The sequence below is a fragment of the Pseudohongiella sp. genome (assembly GCF_040877505.1).
Lineage (GTDB): Bacteria > Pseudomonadota > Gammaproteobacteria > Pseudomonadales > Pseudohongiellaceae > Pseudohongiella.
The window spans coordinates 68,201-85,900 of sequence record NZ_JBBDNQ010000008.1; the positions used below are offsets into that span (position 1 = coordinate 68,201).

The 17,700-nt window shown below is 57.8% G+C and carries 17 protein-coding genes; 4 read left to right on the plus strand and 13 right to left on the minus strand.

The features are described 5' to 3' along the window. Positions 1 to 15 precede the first annotated feature (15 nt). From WD071_RS02865 to WD071_RS02890, 6 genes are read right to left on the minus strand one after another with little or no spacing between them, the layout of a single operon-like run. Positions 16 to 1,041: an ArsJ-associated glyceraldehyde-3-phosphate dehydrogenase gene (locus WD071_RS02865; RefSeq protein WP_368046806.1), complete on the minus strand. Its 1,026-nt coding sequence runs from the start codon at positions 1,039 to 1,041 to the stop codon at positions 16 to 18. 34 nt (positions 1,042 to 1,075) lie between these two features. Beyond that, positions 1,076 to 1,687, minus strand: coding sequence for an ABC-type transport auxiliary lipoprotein family protein (locus WD071_RS02870; RefSeq protein WP_368046807.1), 612 nt, complete (start codon positions 1,685 to 1,687; stop codon positions 1,076 to 1,078). Next, a complete protein-coding gene (locus WD071_RS02875) occupies positions 1,684 to 2,601 on the minus strand; it encodes an MlaD family protein (protein WP_368046808.1) in 918 nt (305 codons plus the stop codon). The genes WD071_RS02870 and WD071_RS02875 overlap by 4 nt, the downstream gene beginning before the upstream one ends. Positions 2,602 to 2,642: 41 nt before the next feature. After that, positions 2,643 to 3,428, minus strand: a complete 786-nt coding sequence (locus WD071_RS02880; RefSeq protein ID WP_368046809.1) for an ABC transporter ATP-binding protein — start codon at positions 3,426 to 3,428, stop codon at positions 2,643 to 2,645. After that, the gene (locus WD071_RS02885; protein WP_368046810.1) at positions 3,425 to 4,537 is read right to left on the minus strand and encodes an MlaE family ABC transporter permease; all 1,113 of its coding nucleotides are present in this window, start codon (positions 4,535 to 4,537) and stop codon (positions 3,425 to 3,427) included. The genes WD071_RS02880 and WD071_RS02885 overlap by 4 nt, the downstream gene beginning before the upstream one ends. Before the next feature lie 28 nt (positions 4,538 to 4,565). Further along, positions 4,566 to 6,392, minus strand: a complete 1,827-nt coding sequence (locus tag WD071_RS02890; RefSeq protein ID WP_368046812.1) for an ATP-binding protein — start codon at positions 6,390 to 6,392, stop codon at positions 4,566 to 4,568. 78 nt (positions 6,393 to 6,470) lie between these two features. Here WD071_RS02890 and alkB point away from each other — a divergent pair, with 78 nt between their 5' ends. Beyond that, the gene (alkB, locus tag WD071_RS02895; RefSeq protein WP_368046813.1) at positions 6,471 to 7,124 is read left to right on the plus strand and encodes a DNA oxidative demethylase AlkB; all 654 of its coding nucleotides are present in this window, start codon (positions 6,471 to 6,473) and stop codon (positions 7,122 to 7,124) included. Positions 7,125 to 7,154: 30 nt separating this feature from the next. Here alkB and WD071_RS02900 read toward each other — a convergent pair whose 3' ends face one another. Beyond that, positions 7,155 to 9,428 carry a heavy metal translocating P-type ATPase gene (locus tag WD071_RS02900; protein ID WP_368046814.1) on the minus strand — a complete coding sequence of 758 codons (2,274 nt, stop codon included), beginning with the start codon at positions 9,426 to 9,428 and terminating at the stop codon, positions 7,155 to 7,157. Continuing rightward, positions 9,425 to 9,862, minus strand: coding sequence for a Cu(I)-responsive transcriptional regulator (gene cueR / locus WD071_RS02905; protein ID WP_368046815.1), 438 nt, complete (start codon positions 9,860 to 9,862; stop codon positions 9,425 to 9,427). The genes WD071_RS02900 and cueR overlap by 4 nt, the downstream gene beginning before the upstream one ends. Before the next feature lie 145 nt (positions 9,863 to 10,007). Here cueR and WD071_RS02910 point away from each other — a divergent pair, with 145 nt between their 5' ends. Further along, positions 10,008 to 10,643, plus strand: a complete 636-nt coding sequence (locus WD071_RS02910) for a DUF2959 domain-containing protein (RefSeq protein WP_368046817.1) — start codon at positions 10,008 to 10,010, stop codon at positions 10,641 to 10,643. 21 nt (positions 10,644 to 10,664) lie between these two features. On the opposite strand, the gene WD071_RS02915 is transcribed toward WD071_RS02910, so the two are convergent. Then, complete coding sequence (locus tag WD071_RS02915; RefSeq protein WP_368046818.1) at positions 10,665 to 11,531, minus strand: YicC/YloC family endoribonuclease; 867 nt, start codon at positions 11,529 to 11,531, stop codon at positions 10,665 to 10,667. Positions 11,532 to 11,763: 232 nt separating this feature from the next. Here WD071_RS02915 and rph point away from each other — a divergent pair, with 232 nt between their 5' ends. Further along, positions 11,764 to 12,513 (plus strand): ribonuclease PH, encoded by a 750-nt coding sequence (gene rph / locus WD071_RS02920; RefSeq protein WP_368046819.1) that lies wholly within the window; start codon positions 11,764 to 11,766, stop codon positions 12,511 to 12,513. A gap of 65 nt (positions 12,514 to 12,578) precedes the next feature. Further along, a complete protein-coding gene (gene pyrE / locus WD071_RS02925) occupies positions 12,579 to 13,226 on the plus strand; it encodes an orotate phosphoribosyltransferase (protein ID WP_368046893.1) in 648 nt (215 codons plus the stop codon). A gap of 16 nt (positions 13,227 to 13,242) precedes the next feature. Here pyrE and slmA read toward each other — a convergent pair whose 3' ends face one another. From slmA to coaBC, 4 genes are all read right to left on the minus strand, one after another. Continuing rightward, positions 13,243 to 13,914, minus strand: coding sequence for a nucleoid occlusion factor SlmA (gene slmA / locus WD071_RS02930; protein WP_368046821.1), 672 nt, complete (start codon positions 13,912 to 13,914; stop codon positions 13,243 to 13,245). Next, positions 13,914 to 14,831, minus strand: coding sequence for an acetylglutamate kinase (argB, locus tag WD071_RS02935; RefSeq protein ID WP_368046822.1), 918 nt, complete (start codon positions 14,829 to 14,831; stop codon positions 13,914 to 13,916). Before argB ends, slmA begins: the two co-directional genes overlap by 1 nt. Before the next feature lie 83 nt (positions 14,832 to 14,914). Continuing rightward, on the minus strand, positions 14,915 to 16,342 hold the full coding sequence (locus WD071_RS02940; RefSeq protein WP_368046823.1) for a phosphomannomutase/phosphoglucomutase: 1,428 nt from the start codon (positions 16,340 to 16,342) through the stop codon (positions 14,915 to 14,917). After that, on the minus strand, positions 16,335 to 17,570 hold the full coding sequence (coaBC, locus tag WD071_RS02945) for a bifunctional phosphopantothenoylcysteine decarboxylase/phosphopantothenate--cysteine ligase CoaBC (RefSeq protein WP_368046824.1): 1,236 nt from the start codon (positions 17,568 to 17,570) through the stop codon (positions 16,335 to 16,337). The genes WD071_RS02940 and coaBC overlap by 8 nt, the downstream gene beginning before the upstream one ends. Positions 17,571 to 17,700: the final 130 nt, after the last annotated feature.

Genomic DNA, 17,700 nt, shown 5'->3' on the forward strand with positions numbered 1-17,700 from the left:
TTGTATCCCGGGCCGTTACGCTGGCTGATCCATCAGACCAACACGTTCGGCGAGTTCTGCTGTGCGATTGGCATAACCCCATTCATTGTCATACCAGGCGTAGATTTTCACCTGAGTGCCATTGATCACCATGGTGGACAGGGCATCAATGATGCTGGAACGCGGGTCGGTCTTGTAGTCGATGGATACCAGCGGTCTTTCTTCGTAACCCAGAATGTTTTTCAAGGGCCCGGCCGCCGCCGTTTTGAGCAAGGCATTGACCTCATCGACAGTGGTTGATCTGGAAACTTCAAACACGCAGTCGGTCAGCGATGCATTGGACAGCGGTACCCGGACCGCATGGCCGTTCAGTTTGCCTTTTAACTCCGGAAAAATATGCGTGATCGCCGTCGCCGAGCCGGTGGTGGTTGGAATCAGGCTCAGGCTGCAGGCACGCGAGCGACGCGGATCCTTGAGTGGCGCGTCCAGAATGGTCTGGGTATTGGTAACGGAATGAATGGTGGTCATGGAGCCATGTTTGATGCCCAGGGCTTCGTGAATCACCTTGACTACCGGGGCCAGACAGTTTGTTGTGCATGAGGTAGCGGTCACAATCTTGTGCTGTGCCGGGTCGTAGTCTTTGTCATTGACGCCCATGACCACATTGAGGACACCTTCCTCCTTGACCGGCGCGGTCACCACAACCCGCGTTACACCCTGGTTCAGGTAATCCTGCAGCACCGCTTTGGTTTTCATTTTGCCGGACGCTTCGATCACAATCTGGCAGGCGGACCAGTCGGTGTCGGCAATTTTGGTATTGCGGGTGACCCGGATACGCTGACCTTCAATCACGATAAACTCGCCATCGGATCCGATTTCCGCGCTGGCTTCGTGATGCCAGCGACCATGCACGGAGTCAAAGTTCAGCAGATGCGCCAGTGTCGCTGCATCACCTGCAGGATCATTGATATGGGTAAACTTGAGCAGGCCTCTGTCCCAGGCGGCGCGCAGTGTCAGCCTGCCCATGCGGCCAAAGCCATTGATCCCCGTACTTATGGTCATGCGGATGTCTCCTGTTGCAAATTCATGGCGGCGCTCAGGGCGTGGTCGTCACAACCCAGCGGATAAGCTCTTCTGCCAGCCTGTCGGCTGCCACGCCGAGGGCGTGAACGGCGGCTTCGGCATCGTTGGCTCCGGCTGGCTCCCGGGCATCGAAGCGCTGACTGGCCACAATTTTACGCGTCCGGGTGTCAATCAGCAAAGCGTCATACCGGATCAGTGCCTCGGTGCTGCCATGTCGGTACTCGGTATGGAAAGCCCTCAGCATGCCCCCCAGTTCCAGTTGTGCCTGCAGTCCGTCAGCGGACACACTGAGCTGATCAATAGAGCCATCACGCCAGAAGGCATCCAGCAACCAGTCGCGCCATAACACGGGCACCGGCGCAGACCAGCGTGCACCGGGATAGGCCTCAAAACTGTTGTCGGCCGCCAGCACCAGTACCCGGTTGCTACCCAGAGCGTCGCTGGTGCCGGGGCGGTCCAGACGCAGGCTGCTGACAGTGGCCCCGGAAGCGCCCGGGCCGGCCTCTATGGACGAGGGCGGCAATTGATAGAGTGCCACTTCGGGTCGTTGCGGCAGGATCTGACAGGCACTCAGGGCGATGGTGCCTGATAGTAAAACCAGGACCGGCAGCAGGCGTATGATCATGGCGTGAACTCCCTGATATTGTCGCCGCCGAGCACAAATCCGGTGGGATCGGCTTCCAGGCGGTTAACGATGTCACTGAAACTGTTCATGGTATCGCGCAGATCCCTCATGGCGGGGTCGAGTTCATTAAGACTCTGCATGCCGGTGGCCAGTGCCTGTGAGTTTTCGCTCAGCAAGGTGTCCAGGCGCTGACTCATCTGCTCAATGTTGTTCATGCTCTGCACCGCGCTGGCCAGCAGCGGCTCGGCGTAGTCAGACGTTTGCTGGTCAAAGCGCGCGATCAGGCCGCTGACGTCCTGGCCGGCAGTGATCAGGCTTTGCAACCCCTCCCGCAAGGTGTCCTGTTCCTGCGCCAGCGCCGTGGTTACGGTATCCAGATTATCCAGTACCCGGGTGATGTAGGCAGCATTCTCTTCTGACAACAGACGGTTGGCGCTGTCCAGCAAAGTGGTAACGCTGAGTATCAGTTCTTCGCTGTCACCGCGCAGACGCGCCAGTGACGAGGGTTCGGCAACGATCACTGCCACGCCGCCCTGTCCCGATGTCAGCAATGGGCTTTCGGGGGTGCCTTCACTCAGTTCAATACCGGAGGCACCGGTGATATTCAGGAGCGTCAGGCGCGCCTGTGTGTCTGTCTTGATCGGCGTGGTGCCGACCACGCGCACCCGTGCCCACACCTGGCGAGGATCATCGGGGTCCAGCGTCAGCGATTCCACTTCGCCGACGCCAATGCCATTGTACTGCACGGCGCTGCCAACACTGAGCCCGCTGACGGCTTCGCGAAACACAATATCGAAGGTCTGATAGTTGCGGTCATCACCGTATTTTGTCATCCATAACACAAACAGCAGAATGGCAGCGCCGGCGATCAGCGTGAACAGACCTATCAGGATGTGGTGCGCCCGGGTCTCCATTTACAAGTCTCCAAAATCAGGTTCGTCAGTGAAAGTCTGTGTCATGCCTTGATGCGATCATTCGCCTGTGACGCGGCGCGCCCCCGGGGGCCCTGAAAATAGTCATGAATCCAGGGATCATCGGTATCGGCAACGACCGCCAGCGTGTCCGCCACCAGCACTTTTTTCTGTGATAACACGGCGACCCGGTCACAGGCAGTGTACAGGGTATCCAGATCATGTGTGACCAGAAAAACCGTCAGGTTGAATGCATCGCGCAGGGTTTTAAGTAACTGGTCGAATGCCGCCGCGCCTATCGGGTCAAGGCCGGCCGTCGGTTCGTCCAGAAACAGTATGTCAGGATCAAGGGCCAGCGCTCTGGCCAGCGAGGCCCGTTTTATCATGCCGCCGGACAAATCCGAAGGGTACAGATCAGCAGCATGGGCGGCGAGTCCGGTCAGCGCAATTTTGACGCGGGCGATTTCACCCGCTTCAGTGCGAGTCAGTCCGGCATGCTCGATCAGTGGCAGGGAAATGTTTTCCAGCACTGTCAGCGATGAAAACAGGGCGCCTTGCTGGAACAACACGCCCACACGTTGTTCCATGGCCGCCCGATCAGCGGCAGGAAGCGTCAGCATGTTGTCCCCAAACAGATTGACCTCACCGGCCGCTGGCGTCATGAGTCCCACGATAGAGCGCAATAATACCGACTTGCCCGTACCGGAGCCGCCCACCACACCGAGAATCTCACCACGGTAGACATCCAGATCAAGATCCTGATGCACGACATTGCTGCCGAACTGATTGCACAACCCGCGTACCCGGATGATGGCTTCCCCTGACGTCACCAGCCCATCTCCATATAGAATAACGCCGCGATGGCATTCACCAGAATGACCACAAAGATCGACTGTACGACTGCCGAGGTTGTGTGCTCACCCAGTGACTGCGCACTGCCGGCAACCTTGAAACCTTCCAGACAACCAATCAGGGCGATCAGCACGGCAAAAAATGGGGCTTTGCCAAGGCCCAGCAACAGATGTTTTACCGGCACTTCCTGCACAATCGCAACGTAGCGCGTCAGACTGATGTCCAGCGTCAATACGGAAACCACTGCGCCACCGGCGATGCCTGCCAATATGGCGACAAAAGCAAGCAGCGGCAGGGTGATCAGCAGGGCCAGTAGCCGGGGAATCACCAGCATCTCGATGGCACTCATGCCATGCACTTTTAATGCGTCCAGTTCCTCGTTGACCTTCATGGAGCCAATTTGTGCGGTAAATGCGCTGGCTGTGCGCCCGGCCAGCAGGATGGCCGCCAGCAGCACACCCAGTTCCCGCATGAAGGCATATGCCACCAGATCGACGGTGTAAATGGTAGCACCAAATTCGGTGAGCACGGTGGCGCCGAGGAAGGCGACCACGGCACCCACCAGAAAGTTGAGCACGGCAACAATGGGCACGGCATTCAGACCCGCCTGATGCATCTGTGCCACCAGCGCCGTCATTCGCCAGCGCCATGGCCGGGGCATCAAGGCAGCCAATGTCACCAGGGTGAGACCGAGGAAATTCAGGAACGCCATCAATTGTTGCCAGCCGCTCAGCACCTGGGCACCCAGTCGGGCGAGTCCGTCGCCGAAGCGATAGCGGCGATCCGGCTGATCGCTGTGCTGGGCGGCCATGGCGCTGGCGACGGCCAGCAACAAGGCCCGACGTTCCGCGGACAGGCCGGAGGCGTGGGGTGCCAGATGGCACAGACGCTCTGCACCCAGCAACTGCAGCAGCACTGTTGCACCGGCAGTATCAAGTGCCGTCAGCTCCTGAGCATCCAGGCGTTGCACATCCCCGGGAGTCTCAACATGGTGTGAGCGCAGCTGCCGGTAGTTCGGCAGCGTCCAGTCGCCGTGCAGTCGCAGACAAGGCTCAGGGCCAGATTCAAATGTCAGCGTTTGGCTCATGGCAGACAACGTTGCTCCGAAATGGATACTATAACAGGCGGGCGATAGCGTTCAGCAAAACCTGTTTCTTATAGGGTTTGGGCAGCATGAAAATACTGGGTACCATGTCCTCACCCAGCTCATCGATATGTCCCAGCCCGCTGACCAGTATGACAGGAATATCAGGCTTGAGCGCGCGGGCGTGGTGGATGAGTGCTACGCCGTTTTCGCCTGGCATGGAATAATCCGTGATGATCAGCGAAAAATCGGTTTCGGCCATGGCAGCACGTGCCTCAGCCGCACTGCCAACTGCAGTCACCGGATACCCGGCATTTTCCAGCATCATGCGGACCGTTGTCAGGATCAGCGGTTCATCGTCCACCAGCAACAGTGGCGTCTGCTCAGCGGCGCGCGACGATGTCACTGGCCCGGTTTCTGCAGCAGGCGCGGAAGATGCCGCATTCGCCTCCGCGAGTGGCAGAACAAAGGTGAAAACGCTGCCGCGACCGGTCTTCGAGTCCACCGTAATGCCTCCGTTCAGTGAACTGATGATGCCATGGCTGCTGGCCAGACCCAGGCCGGTGCCTTCACCCGGTTCGCGCGTGGTAAAAAAGGGTTCAAACAAGCGGCTGATGACGGCAGCCGGAATGCCAACACCATTGTCGCTGACGGCAACACTGACGTAGTGTTTCTTTTTGTTCAGGGACAGTTTTGTTAACAAGGGGTCATCATGTTGCAGAATCCGGACTGTGACATCTATTTCAGGTCTGTATTTGTTGTTTGTTTCACCTTCCGGTCTATCATCTGCCCCAGACTCTGCCCCATCGTCCGTGTTCAGCGCCATGACTGCATTGCTGGTCAGGTTCATCATCACCTGCTGAATCTCCGACGCGTTGGCATGCACGTACAGTGATCCTGCGGTATCTGCAGTCAGCAGCCTGAACTGCGTGCCTGCCGACATTTGTGCGCGCAACAATGGCTCCATTTGTTCGAGTACAACATTCAGGTCTATCAGTTTGCGATCGGGCAGCGACTGTCGACTGAACATCAGCAACTGACGCACGATGTCCCGCCCGCGATCGCTTGCCAGCAGAATCTGATCCAGTTGTTCGGTAGCAGCGCTGTTGCGTTGTTTGTCTTTTATCGACTCGGTCAGCGACATGACAATGGTCAGGATATTGTTGAAATCATGCGCCACGCCGCTGGCCAGCGTACCCACCGCCTGCAATTTTTCCATTTGCTGCAGATGCTGGGTCAGCGTTTGCGATCTTTCCTCTGACTGTTGGCGCAGCGTCAACGCCAGTTCCAGGCGATTGAGCAGTACGCCACAACTGACGGTGAGCAAACCGGCGCAGAAGGCAAAATTGATCAGCATCATCGACCAGGTTTGCAAAGGTGACAGATCGACTGCGTTGCCTATTACAAATCCGGGAAAATAGGCCATCCCCATAGTAAACAGGCTGATACAGCTCAGCGCGAGCATGATCACGCCCGCCCGCAGCCCTATCAGCATGGCAGCAAACAAGGGAACGCTTAGCAGATAAACAATGCTGACAACGCCAACAATGCTGAACATCCAGAGCCAGAAACAATAGGTAAGGGCCAGAAACAGCCAGGCCCGGGTTTCGTGACTCAATCGTGGCAAAAAAGTCAGTACTGCAAGACACAACAGAGTGACGGCGTCGACCAGCAGTATCATCACCTGATCCGGGATGGGAAACAGGGTGTGCGCCAGCATGGTCAGGGATCCCAGTATCAGCGTGGCAAGCTGGATGCTGCGCAATATACTGATGCGCCATAACAGCAAATCTGCGTCACGTTTATCCGGAAGCAGCATCAAGCGCCGCAGCGACGATGGCAACAAATCTCTGGTCATTGGTGGTGTCTCTTTAGCTCCCGCGCTTCTATACTACATGAAATCTGCCCGGAAACGACTCAACAATACAGGTTGTCAATGCAGGATCTGTTTGATATCGAAGACCCCGCCGATGGCTGGCGCGAGCAGCTTGGGCCGGGGACACACTGGTTGCACGGGTTTCTGGTTGCCGAAGCAGACAGCGTGATGGCGGATATCGCCAGCGTGGTGGCGCAGGCACCGTATCGGCATCTGGTCACACCCGGCGGCAAAACCATGTCAGTGGCCATGTCCAACTGTGGAGAGAAAGGCTGGGTGTCAGACCATACCGGCTATCGCTACCAGACGATTGATCCGCTGTCGTCAAAACCATGGCCGGCCATGCCACCAAAACTTCGACTGCTGGCACAGGAGGCTGCGCAGCGCTGCGGTTATGCTGACTTTGCACCCACGGTCTGCCTGATCAACCATTATCAACCTGGCGCGCGCATGGGCTTGCATCAGGACAGGGATGAAAAAAATCTGTCAGCGCCCATTGTGTCATTTTCCCTGGGCCTGCCGGCCACCTTTATCTGGGGCGGCCAGCAACGTGTCGGTAAAACCCAGCGTATCATGCTGCGCCATGGCGACGTTGTGGTCTGGGGCGGCGAAGATCGACTGCGCTTTCACGGGGTGGCGCCGCTCAAGGATGGTGAACATGCGTTGACCGGACGCGCCCGCATCAATGTCACTTTTCGTCAGCTTGGTTGCTGACGCTGAGCGCGAGGCAAAGTGGGCTGCAGCTCAGCCCGTCAATGTCAGCCGTCGCAAACGCAGGGCGTTGGTCACCACAAACACGCTGGACATGGCCATGGCGCCGGCCGCCAGCATGGGTGACAACAGCAACCCGGTCGCCGGATACAGCACGCCCGCAGCCACCGGAATCAGCGCCGCATTGTAGGCAAACGCCCAGAACAGATTCTGTTTGATATTGCGCAGCGTGGCGCGGCTGACCGCGAGCGCATTAACCACGCCCTGCAGGTCGCCACTCATCAGCACCACATCCGATGATTCGATGGCGATGTCAGTCCCGGTGCCCACGGCGATGCCAATGTCCGCCTCGGCCAGTGCCGGGGCATCGTTGATACCGTCGCCCACAAAAGCGATGGCGCCGTACTGCTCGCGCAACTTCCTGATTGCGGCCACCTTGCCATCAGGCATGACACCGGCAACAACATCATCAATGCCAATCTGCCCGGCGATGGCATCAGCGGTGCGCTGATTGTCACCTGTGATCATTGCCACCTTCAGGCCCAGATCATGGAAGGCCTTGATGGCATCCGGCGTCGAGGTTTTGAGCGTGTCAGCCACTGCAATGACAGCGGCAAGCTGGTTGTTGATGACAGCGTATAAAGGTGATTTTCCTTGCCCTGCGAGTCTGTCAGCGATGTCGCGCACGGCAGCCAGTGAGATGGACTTTTCTGTTATCAGACGGTCGGCGCCGATATCGATCTTCCTGCCATTGATGCTGGCGGACACACCCATTCCGGGAATGGTTTCATACTGTTCGGTCTCACGCAGCGACAATGATTTTTCCCTGGCGGCAGTGACTATCGCCTGTGCTATCGGGTGTTCCGAATGCTGTTCCACTGACGCAAGCAGTTGCAGTACCTCGTCGTGATCAAAACCGTCCTGGACCAAAAAATCACTGAGCACTGGTTTGCCCTCGGTCAGTGTGCCGGTTTTGTCCAGCGCGATGACCTGGCAGTCACGCAGGGTCTGCAGCGCATCGCCTTTGCGAAACAGTACCCCCAGTTCGGCAGCGCGGCCGGTGCCCACCATGATGGAGGTTGGCGTGGCCAGCCCCATGGCGCAGGGACAGGCGATGATCAGCACCGCCACGGCATTGATGAGGGCGAAAGTCAGGGCCGGCGAGGGCCCAAACGTTAACCAAAATAAAAAAGTCAGCGCCGCCATGACGATGACAATCGGTACAAAAATGGCAGTGACCCTGTCGACCACACCTTGAATGGGCAACTTGGCGCTTTGTGCATCTTCCACCATACGTACTATGCGTGACAGCAGCGTATCTTTGCCGATCCGTGTGGCACGAAAAACCAGGCTGCCGTTCTTGTTGATGCTGCCGCCCACGACTTCGGCGCCGACTGACTTGGCCACGGGAATCGGCTCGCCGGTGAGCATGGACTCATCAATGTAACTGTCGCCGGACACCACCTCGCCGTCAACGGCCACACGTTCGCCCGGGCGCAGATGCAGCAGGTCGCCGAGCTGCACCTTGTCCAGTGGGATCTCGATGGTTTCGCCATTGCGTTCGATGGTTGCCGTTTTTGGCTGCAGTCCCATCAACCTTTTGATGGCATCGCCGGTACGGCCTTTGGCGCGTGCTTCCAGCAACCGCCCCAGCAGAATCAGGGTAACGATAACAGCGGCGGCCTCGAAATAGACATTCTGTGTACCAGCGGGCAGCAGACCACTGCCTGGCATCGCGGCATCAATCAGGACCACAACTGAATAGCCCCAGGCAGACAATGTGCCCAGCGCGACCAGTGAGTTCATCTCTGGTGCGGCTTTCAACAGTGCCGGGATGCCAACACGCAGGAAACGGAAACCGGGGCCAAACAGAACCAGAGAGGTCAACACAAACTGCAGGATCCAGCTGTTGGTCTGACCTATGTTCTGCATGACCCAGTGATGAAAGGCCGGGATCAGGTGGCTACCCATCTCCAGCACAAACACCGGCAGGGTCAGGGCGGCCGCGATTAAAAATGCCCGCAACAATGCCACTTGTTCCTGCACCTTTTTCTCCTGTCGCTCCGTCTCCGCCGCGCCACTGTTATTGTCCTCATGCAGGCGTCCGGGATAACCGGCTTTATCCAGCGCGGCCAGCAGACTCTCCGGTGCGGTAGTGTTGTCTACCATCACCTGGGCCTGTTCCGTTGCCAGATTGACCGATGCGCTGCTCACGCCCGGTGTTTTCAGCAGGGCCTGCTCCACCCGTCCGACGCAGGAGGCACAGCTCATGCCCTCGATGTCCAGTTGCAGGGTTTTGTGACTCATGATGTTCTCTCCGGGTCTGACACAGATTTGCCCGGCACAGCTGTGTCGGGCACCTCAAGCTCCTGCAAAATGGCGCAATGCGGATCGTCATCGCCGGGGCATTTGGCAATCATGTCCTGCAGCAGTGTTTTCATGCGTCGGAGTTCCTGCATTTTGTCCTCCAGCTCTTGCAGATGCCGCTGCGCCACCGCTTTGACTTCGCGGCTGGCGCGATGCGGATCGTGGCGCAGGCTCAGCAGATCACTGATCTGCGCGATGGAAAAACCCAGGGTGCGGGCGTGAGCGATAAAGGCAAGTTCGTCGACATTGTTCTGTGAGTACTGTCGATAGCCGGCCTGGCTGCGTGCCGGCGGATTTATCAGCCCGACGGATTCGTAGTGCCTTACCATCTTGTTGCTGAGCCCGCTCAGGCGGGCCGCGTCACTGATGTTCATGTTGGTATCTCCCGGGGGATTTGCCCCACCAGCCTAGTCTCAACCTTGCCATGGTGGCAAGGTCAAGCACATTTTTAACATCCGTGGGCAGTGAGTGCTAAACTGGCGGCAGTCCCAATGTTGGCGACAGACGGAGAGAACGGATATGACAGGACGCTATTTGCTATGTTGTTTGCTGGTGCTGGGTTTGCCGGCCTGCCAGAGTGCTTATTACGGTGCCATGGAACGCTTTGGTATCGAAAAGCGTGACATTCTGGCGGACCGCGTGGAAGAGGCCCAGGATGCCCAGCAAGACGGGCAGGAGCAGTTTGTGAATGCGTTGGAGCAATTCCGCAGCGTTGTCGACTTTGACGGTGGCGACCTGGAAGTGGTGTACAACCGGTTGGACAGCGAGTTCCAGCGCAGTGAAGAAGCTGCCGCGCGTATCCGCGATCGTATCCGGGCGGTAGAAACCGTCGCCGAAGATCTGTTTGATGAATGGGATGATGAGCTGGACCTGTACACCAACCAGAACCTGCGCCGCGACAGCGAACAGCAACTGCGCGAAACCCGGCAACGTTATGCCCGGCTCGTCGATGCCATGAATCGCGCTGAACAGAGTCTTGACCCGGTGCTGGATAACCTGCGCGACAACGTGCTGTATCTGCGCCACAACCTGAACTCACGGGCCGTCGCATCGCTTCGCGGTGAGCTTGCGGTCATCAACGCTGATGTCGATGAGCTGGTGGAAGCCATGCAGCAGGCGATTGCTGAATCAGAGCGGTTTATTGCCGGTATGTAGAATATGGCAGCCCTGGGATGTCTATTCGATATTCTGGATCTGCTCCCGCATCTGCTCAATCAGCACCTTCAGCTCCACCGCATTCAGCGTCGTCTCCGCCACAATCGACTTGGATGACAGTGTGTTGGCCTCGCGATTAAGCTCCTGCATCAGGAAGTCCAGGCGCCGACCTATCGGTTCGTGCGCGCCCAGCACCCGTTCGACTTCGCCCAGGTGGGTGGTGAGGCGATCCAGCTCTTCGTCAACATCGGACTTTTGTGCCAGCAGCACAACTTCCTGTTCCAGTCGGGCCGGGTCCAGTTCAATCTGGAAGGTCGCCAGTTTTGCCCGCGTGGTTTCCTGCTGTTTTGCCAGTATGTCCGGCAGTCGTTCGCGAATCGACAACACGATACTGCGTATAGCATCGAGCCGTTGCTGAATCATCTGCCGCATTTCCTCACCTTCACGCCGACGGGCCAGGGTGAAATCACTCAAGGTTTCGCCAAGCAGTGCCAGGGCATCACTTTGCATGGCGTCCGTGTCTATCTCTGCTTCCTGCAGGGCGCCGGGCCAGCGCAATATATCGGCAGCACTCAGGGGGGCGGCGCTGGCGCTCAGCGCAGTAACCTGCTGGCTCAACACCGTGAGTTTTTCTACCAGCGCCATGTTCAACTCTTCAGTGCCAGCATCGGTATGCCGGGTCTGGAAACGCACCTGGCAATCAACCTTGCCGCGACTGATGGTTTTGCGCAGCGCATCGCGCACGGCCGGTTCAATCGGTTTGAGCAGATCAGGGATACGAATGCCCGGCTCGAGATAGCGGTGGTTGACCGAGCGGATCTCCCAGACCAGTGTGCCCCAGTCATACTCGGCCTGCTTCCGCGCGAAAGCTGTCATGCTTGCTACCATTGGACCCCCGAAAAACGTATTGCCGGTATTTGCAGCCACCCGCCACGTTCTGATGCCGCCGGGAGCCGTGTGTTACTGATGTGAGCGGGCAAGTGTAACGCAAACCGCGGGATCATGTGACAACCGGACAATATTCGTGGTTTTGACCCTCAGGCGAGCGTGCGGAGATGAAATAATCAGGTGAATGCGGGATAATCACCGCCCATTTTCGAGAAAACGATATTGAGGTTCCATGCCAGACACCAACAACACAGCCACTATCACCCGTCCCAGCCTGCGCCAGCTCGACCAGTTGCGGGATATCAAACTGACCCGGCAATACACCAAACACGCGGAAGGCTCGGTGCTGGTGGAGTTCGGTGATACCAAGGTGATCTGCACCGCCAGCGTGGAAGAGTCCGTACCGCGCTTTCTCAAGGGCAGCGGCACTGGCTGGGTGACGGCAGAATACGGCATGCTGCCGCGCTCCACCGGCTCGCGCATGGACCGGGAAGCGGCACGTGGCAAACAAAGTGGTCGTACCCAGGAAATCCAGCGTCTTATCGGCCGTTCCCTGCGCGCCGCCCTGGACATGAAACTGCTGGGTGAGAACACCATCAAGCTGGACTGTGATGTCATTCAGGCAGACGGGGGTACCCGCACGGCATCGATTACCGGTGGTTGCGTCGCTCTTTATGATGCGGTCAACTTTCTGCTGGCCAAAAAAGCCATCAAACAGAACCCCATCAAGCAGCTGATTGGTTCAGTCTCCGTGGGCATGTATCAGGGCGTGCCGGTACTGGATCTGGACTACGCTGAAGATTCTACCGCAGAAACCGACATGAACGTGGTGATGAATGAGGCTGGCCGTTTTATCGAAGTGCAGGGCACGGCGGAAAACGGAGACTACGACTTTGAGCAATTGCAGCAGATGATTTCACTTGCACAGAAAGGCATCGCGGAACTGGTGGTGAAACAGAAACAGGTGCTCGGCCTGGTCTGATCCGTCATGTCAGAGAATCACCAGCAGACACCGTAACGAATAAACACGAGGATAATCTGATGACTCTGCAGGCCTATCAAGCGCGTTTCATTGAATACGCGATTGAACACAATATCCTGTGTTTTGGTGAATTTACGCTTAAGTCCGGAAGAGTAAGTCCTTACTTTTTCAACGCGGGCCTGTTCAATACCGGTGAAGCGCTGGCCTTCCTGGGCAGCAGTTATGCCACTGCACTACAGATGCGAGGGCTGGATTATGATCTGCTGTTCGGGCCGGCCTACAAGGGCATTCCTCTGGTTGCAGTGACGGCGGCGGCGCTGGCCACCGAGCATCAGGTCAATAAGCCGTACTGTTTTAATCGCAAGGAAGTCAAAGACCATGGTGAGGGCGGCCTCACCGTAGGCGCGCCCTTACAGGGACGGGTGCTGATCGTTGATGACGTGATCACGGCCGGTACCGCTGTGCGCGAAGTCATGGCGCTGATGAAAGAGACCGGTGCTACCCCGGCCGGTATTCTGGTGGCGCTTGACCGTCAGGAGAGAGGCCAGGGGGAGCTGTCGGCGATTCAGGAAATCGAACGCGACTACCGTATTCCCGTGGTCAGCCTGATCAACCTCACGCAGATCATCGATTACCTGAAAATGCAGGAATATGATGGTGTGGGAGAACATTTGCGTCTGGTGCGCCAGTACCGGCAACGTTACGGCGTCTGATCGACGAATCTCCTGACTACACCGCCTCGGTAAAGGGCTGCAGCATATTCTGTGCTAAAAACGCCCATTGCTCATCCCAGTGTTCAGTAGGCGGGCGTTTGAATTCGCTACGGACAAACTGCATCAGCCGGCCCTCGGCGGTGGCGAGGAGCAGGCTCGCCAATACCGCTGGGGATACTCTGGGTTTCAGGCCTTCGCGAATCTGTGCTTCGCGCAATATCTGTTTTAACTGGGCCTCCAGGCGATCAAACATCTGGCTGATCCGCACGCGCAGGCGTTCGGTTTCACCCGCCAGCGCATCGCCGGTCATCAGGCGCGTCATGCCCGGGTTCTTCTCGGCGAAGGTCAGCAGCAGTGTCAGGATTTTTTCGCAGCGCTCTACGGTGCTCAGTTCGTCCTGCAGGATGCGGTTAATACGGATAAACAGCGTGTCTTCGATGAACTTGATCAGGCCTTCGAACATCCGTGCCTTGCTGGGGAAGTGCCGATACAGGGCCGCTTCCGAAACACCCACTTCGCGCGCCAGCGCTGCCGTAGTAATACGCGCGCCCGGCCCGGACTCCAGCATCTGCGCCAGGGCCTGCAGGATATGCTCCTTGCGTGAGAATTTTTTGTCGGCGCGAGCAGCCTTGGCTGACACCGCGTTGACGGGAGCCTGATCCTTGCCTGCAGTCGTTTCAGCGTTCATCAGACCGTATCTCCTGTTGTGCGGGTATTACTGATCAGTGTGCCTACACCCGTATGCGTGAAAATCTCCAGCAATACCGCATGTTCCACCCGGCCATCGATGATGTGGGCACTGGTGACGCCGTGATTGACGGCATCCAGCGCGCAGTGGATTTTGGGTAACATGCCGCCGTAAATGGTGCCATCGGCAATCAGATCATCGACCTGAGCGGTGGTCAGACCGGTCAGCACACTGCCTTCCTTGTTCATCACGCCGGATATGTTGGTCAGCAGCACCAGTTTCTCGGCACCCAGTACCTTGGCGATTTCGCCGGCCACCGTATCGGCATTGATGTTGTAGGTAGCGCCGTGTTCGTCCACGCCGATGGGGGCAATAATGGGAATAAAATCACTGTGCTCGATCATGCGCAGTACTTCCGTGTTGATCTTGGCAACACTGCCGACCTGGCCAAGGTCCAGCATCTTGGCTTCCGTGCCATCGGCACTGGCCCTCTTGCGCAGCAGCTTTTTGGCACGAATCAGGTTGCCGTCCTTGCCGGTGATACCAATGGCCTTGCCACCGTTTTTGTTGAGCAGGGCCACAATTTCCTGATTGACCAGGCCACCCAGTACCATTTCCACCACATCCATGGTCTGGCTGTCGGTGACACGCTGACCGTCGATGAATTCCGACTGGATATTGAGCTTTTCCAGCAGTGAGCCAATCTGTGGTCCGCCACCGTGCACCACGACCGGGTTCATGCCCACCAGTTTCATCATCACGATGTCGCGGGCAAAGCTGTTCTTCAGGGTTTCATCGGTCATGGCGTTACCGCCGTACTTCACCACGATGGTGCAACCGGTGAACTGCTGAATATAGGGCAGGGCTTCGGTCAGTACATTGGCGATGTTCTTGGCGGCGGCAAGGTCGAGAGGCATGGGTCATCCTGTTTTGTTCTATTGGCTTGTTATAATCATTGTTTTTAAGGGCATTTTTTGCCGTATAGCTGCGAAGTATACAGCTACTGACCTTGGATTGAGAAATCCAGCTGCTGATCGACCTGCTGCAACAGTTGACGGAAAGCATCCACGATAAGCTGCAGCGACTGGCGACTGCTGGCTTCGAAGCGAAGCAACAGGGCAGGCGTGGTGTTGGAAGCGCGAATCAGGCCCCAGCCATCTTTGAAATCGGCGCGGATACCATCCAGGCGACTGATACGTGCCTGCGGAAAGTCTGCCTGCCGGGCAATACGCTCCATCAGATCAAACTTGAGCGCTTCATCAACATCGATGCGCAGTTCAGGGGTAACAACGCTTTGCGGTAGCGAATTTAACATGTCGTCGGCGCTCAGTTGGCCGGCAGCCAACAGTTCCAGGAAGCGGGCCGCAACGTAGAACCCGTCGTCGTACCCGAACCAGCGGTCCTTGATAAAAATATGTGCCGAGAATTCGCCGCCGACGACGGCAGCCGTGTCATGCATCATTTGCTTCATGAAGGAATGCCCGCTGCGGCTCATGATGGGCTGGCCGCCGTGGCGGGTAATTTCGCCCGCCAGCAGATTGCTGCATTTAACGTCAAAAACCACGCTGGGATGATCATAATTCGGCAAAATATCGCGAACAAGCAGCATCAGGAGCCGATCAGTGTCGATAATATTACCCTGATCCGTGACCAGAACCACGCGATCGCCGTCCCCGTCGAGGGCAATGCCAAGGTCTGCCTGGCGGGATTTCACTTCACTGATAAGGCTGACAAGGTTGCTGGCCACCGTCGGGTCAGGGTGATGGTTGGGAAAATGGCCATCCAGTTCACAATAAATCGCCGTGACGTCACAGCCCAGCTGGCGCAGCAGCGTGGGTGCGATGACGCCGGGCACCGCGTTGCCGCAGTCCACAACGACCCGCAACGGGCGTTTGAGCCGCACATTCGCACAGACGCTGTTCAGATACTCCTGAGCCATATCCTCAGAGGTAATGCGCCCCTTTCGGCCGCAAAAGCCATGGTAAAGACCGGCTTCTATCGACAGTGAGCGTTCACGTATGCTCTGGATCTGTTCGGGTGTCAGACAGGCCCGGCTGCGTACGATTTTGATGCCGTTATAGTCAGCCGGGTTGTGGCTTGCGGTGAGCATGACGCCCGAGGTGCTGTTGCCGGTGTGGGTGGCGAAATACATCAGTGGCGTTGGCACGATTCCGAGATCGATAATGTCGCAGCCGGCGTCCACAAGTCCTCGCTTCAGTGCCAGCGCCAGAACAGGGCTGGAAAGCCTGGCATCGGCGCCAAAATACAGCCGGGGAGTGTCGAATTCGAGGGCATAACTGCCGATCGCCAGGCCGATAAGGTAGATGCTGTCTTCGGTCAGATCCCTGCCTGCGATGCCGCGTATGTCGTATGCGCGAAACATGGTGTCGGAGATGACAGTCCCGGGTGACACGGATGTTTCAGGCATTGTGCTGACTCGCTTTGATGCGCTCGGCGATCAGCGTCAGCATCTGGCGCGCCACCAGGTTTTTGCTGGCCGGGCCCAGCGCCTGCGAGCCGTCTTGGTCCCACAGTGCAGTTGCACAGATTTCATCGCTGTTGAATGTTGCCGTGGCATCGTTGGCAAACAGCAGGTCGAGTTTTTTGCGGTGCAGCTTTTCGCGCCCGTATTGTTCGATATGCTGGGTTTCCGCGGCGAACCCCACCATCAGCGGGCGTCGTTCACGCGCCGCCAGGGTGCCAATGATGTCGGGGTTGCGTACCAGGGTCAGTTGCAGGGTTTCGGCGGTTTTTTTGATTTTGTGATCGCTGGTATCCGAGACCCGGTAATCGGCAACGGCGGCCACACCGATGAACACATCGCTGTTGTCGGCGCTGCTCAGGCTGGCATCCAGCATTTCCTGCGCCGTGGTCACCGCGATACAGTGAACGCGATCAGGGACCGCCAGGTTGACCGGGCCGCTGATCAGCGTTACCCAGGCGCCGGCATTCACGGCCTCGGCAGCCAGGGCATAACCCATCTTGCCGGAGCTGTGATTGCTGATAAAGCGTACCGGATCAATGGCTTCCCGGGTCGGACCGGCGGTAATGGTCAGGTGCAGGCCACTGAGCAGGCCGGGCTCAAACAGTCTGGCACAATCAGCCGCGATATCGGTCGGCTCCAGCATGCGGCCGGGCCCGGTGTCGCCGCAGGCCTGTGAGCCCTCCGCCGGGCCGGCAATATGGCAGCCGCGTTCGCGCAGTTTGTGCAGATTGTCCTGCGTGGCCCGGTTCAGCCACATGGCCTGGTTCATGGCCGGGGCCAGCAGCACCGGTGCACGGCTGGCCAGCAGCAGGGTGGTCAGCAGATCGCCGGCCTGACCGCCCACCATTTTAGCCAGGAAGTCGGCGCTGGCCGGGGCCACGACAATCAGATCGGGCCAGCGTGCCAGCTCGATATGCCCCATGCCCGCTTCGGCGTCAACGTCCAGCAGATCCAGGTGCACACGGTGGCCCGACAGTGCCTGCATGGTCAGGGGGGTGATGAATTCGGTGGCAGCAGAGGTCATGACCACGCGCACATCAGCACCCGCCTTGCTCAGCAAACGGGTCAGTTCGGCGCATTTATAGGCTGCAATGCCACCGGTCATGCCCAGCAGGATGCGCTTGTTGGCGAGCGTGGCCAGGCCTGCGGTCATTTTGTGATCACTGTCCATAATGCGCGTCCATCGAATTGCCAGTGGGTGCCTGGCGCGTAAGCGTAAGGCGCATTCTATGCAACCTGGGGTCATATCAGCAAGGCAAGTCCGCCGCCGGGATGCTATATAACAGATTGAGTTGACCCGG

What these genes read in the sequence shown, in the direction of transcription:
- WD071_RS02865 (WP_368046806.1), bottom strand. Translation starts at nt 1,041, where the DNA reads ATGACCATAAGTACGGGGATCAATGGCTTTGGCCGCATGGGCAGGCTG.
- WD071_RS02870 (WP_368046807.1), bottom strand. Translation starts at nt 1,687, where the DNA reads ATGATCATACGCCTGCTGCCGGTCCTGGTTTTACTATCAGGCACCATC.
- WD071_RS02875 (WP_368046808.1), bottom strand. Translation starts at nt 2,601, where the DNA reads ATGGAGACCCGGGCGCACCACATCCTGATAGGTCTGTTCACGCTGATC.
- WD071_RS02885 (WP_368046810.1), bottom strand. Translation starts at nt 4,537, where the DNA reads ATGAGCCAAACGCTGACATTTGAATCTGGCCCTGAGCCTTGTCTGCGA.
- WD071_RS02890 (WP_368046812.1), bottom strand. Translation starts at nt 6,392, where the DNA reads ATGACCAGAGATTTGTTGCCATCGTCGCTGCGGCGCTTGATGCTGCTT.
- alkB (WP_368046813.1), top strand. Translation starts at nt 6,471, where the DNA reads ATGCAGGATCTGTTTGATATCGAAGACCCCGCCGATGGCTGGCGCGAG.
- WD071_RS02900 (WP_368046814.1), bottom strand. Translation starts at nt 9,428, where the DNA reads ATGAGTCACAAAACCCTGCAACTGGACATCGAGGGCATGAGCTGTGCC.
- cueR (WP_368046815.1), bottom strand. Translation starts at nt 9,862, where the DNA reads ATGAACATCAGTGACGCGGCCCGCCTGAGCGGGCTCAGCAACAAGATG.
- WD071_RS02910 (WP_368046817.1), top strand. Translation starts at nt 10,008, where the DNA reads ATGACAGGACGCTATTTGCTATGTTGTTTGCTGGTGCTGGGTTTGCCG.
- WD071_RS02915 (WP_368046818.1), bottom strand. Translation starts at nt 11,531, where the DNA reads ATGGTAGCAAGCATGACAGCTTTCGCGCGGAAGCAGGCCGAGTATGAC.
- rph (WP_368046819.1), top strand. Translation starts at nt 11,764, where the DNA reads ATGCCAGACACCAACAACACAGCCACTATCACCCGTCCCAGCCTGCGC.
- slmA (WP_368046821.1), bottom strand. Translation starts at nt 13,914, where the DNA reads ATGAACGCTGAAACGACTGCAGGCAAGGATCAGGCTCCCGTCAACGCG.
- argB (WP_368046822.1), bottom strand. Translation starts at nt 14,831, where the DNA reads ATGCCTCTCGACCTTGCCGCCGCCAAGAACATCGCCAATGTACTGACC.
- WD071_RS02940 (WP_368046823.1), bottom strand. Translation starts at nt 16,342, where the DNA reads ATGCCTGAAACATCCGTGTCACCCGGGACTGTCATCTCCGACACCATG.
- coaBC (WP_368046824.1), bottom strand. Translation starts at nt 17,570, where the DNA reads ATGGACAGTGATCACAAAATGACCGCAGGCCTGGCCACGCTCGCCAAC.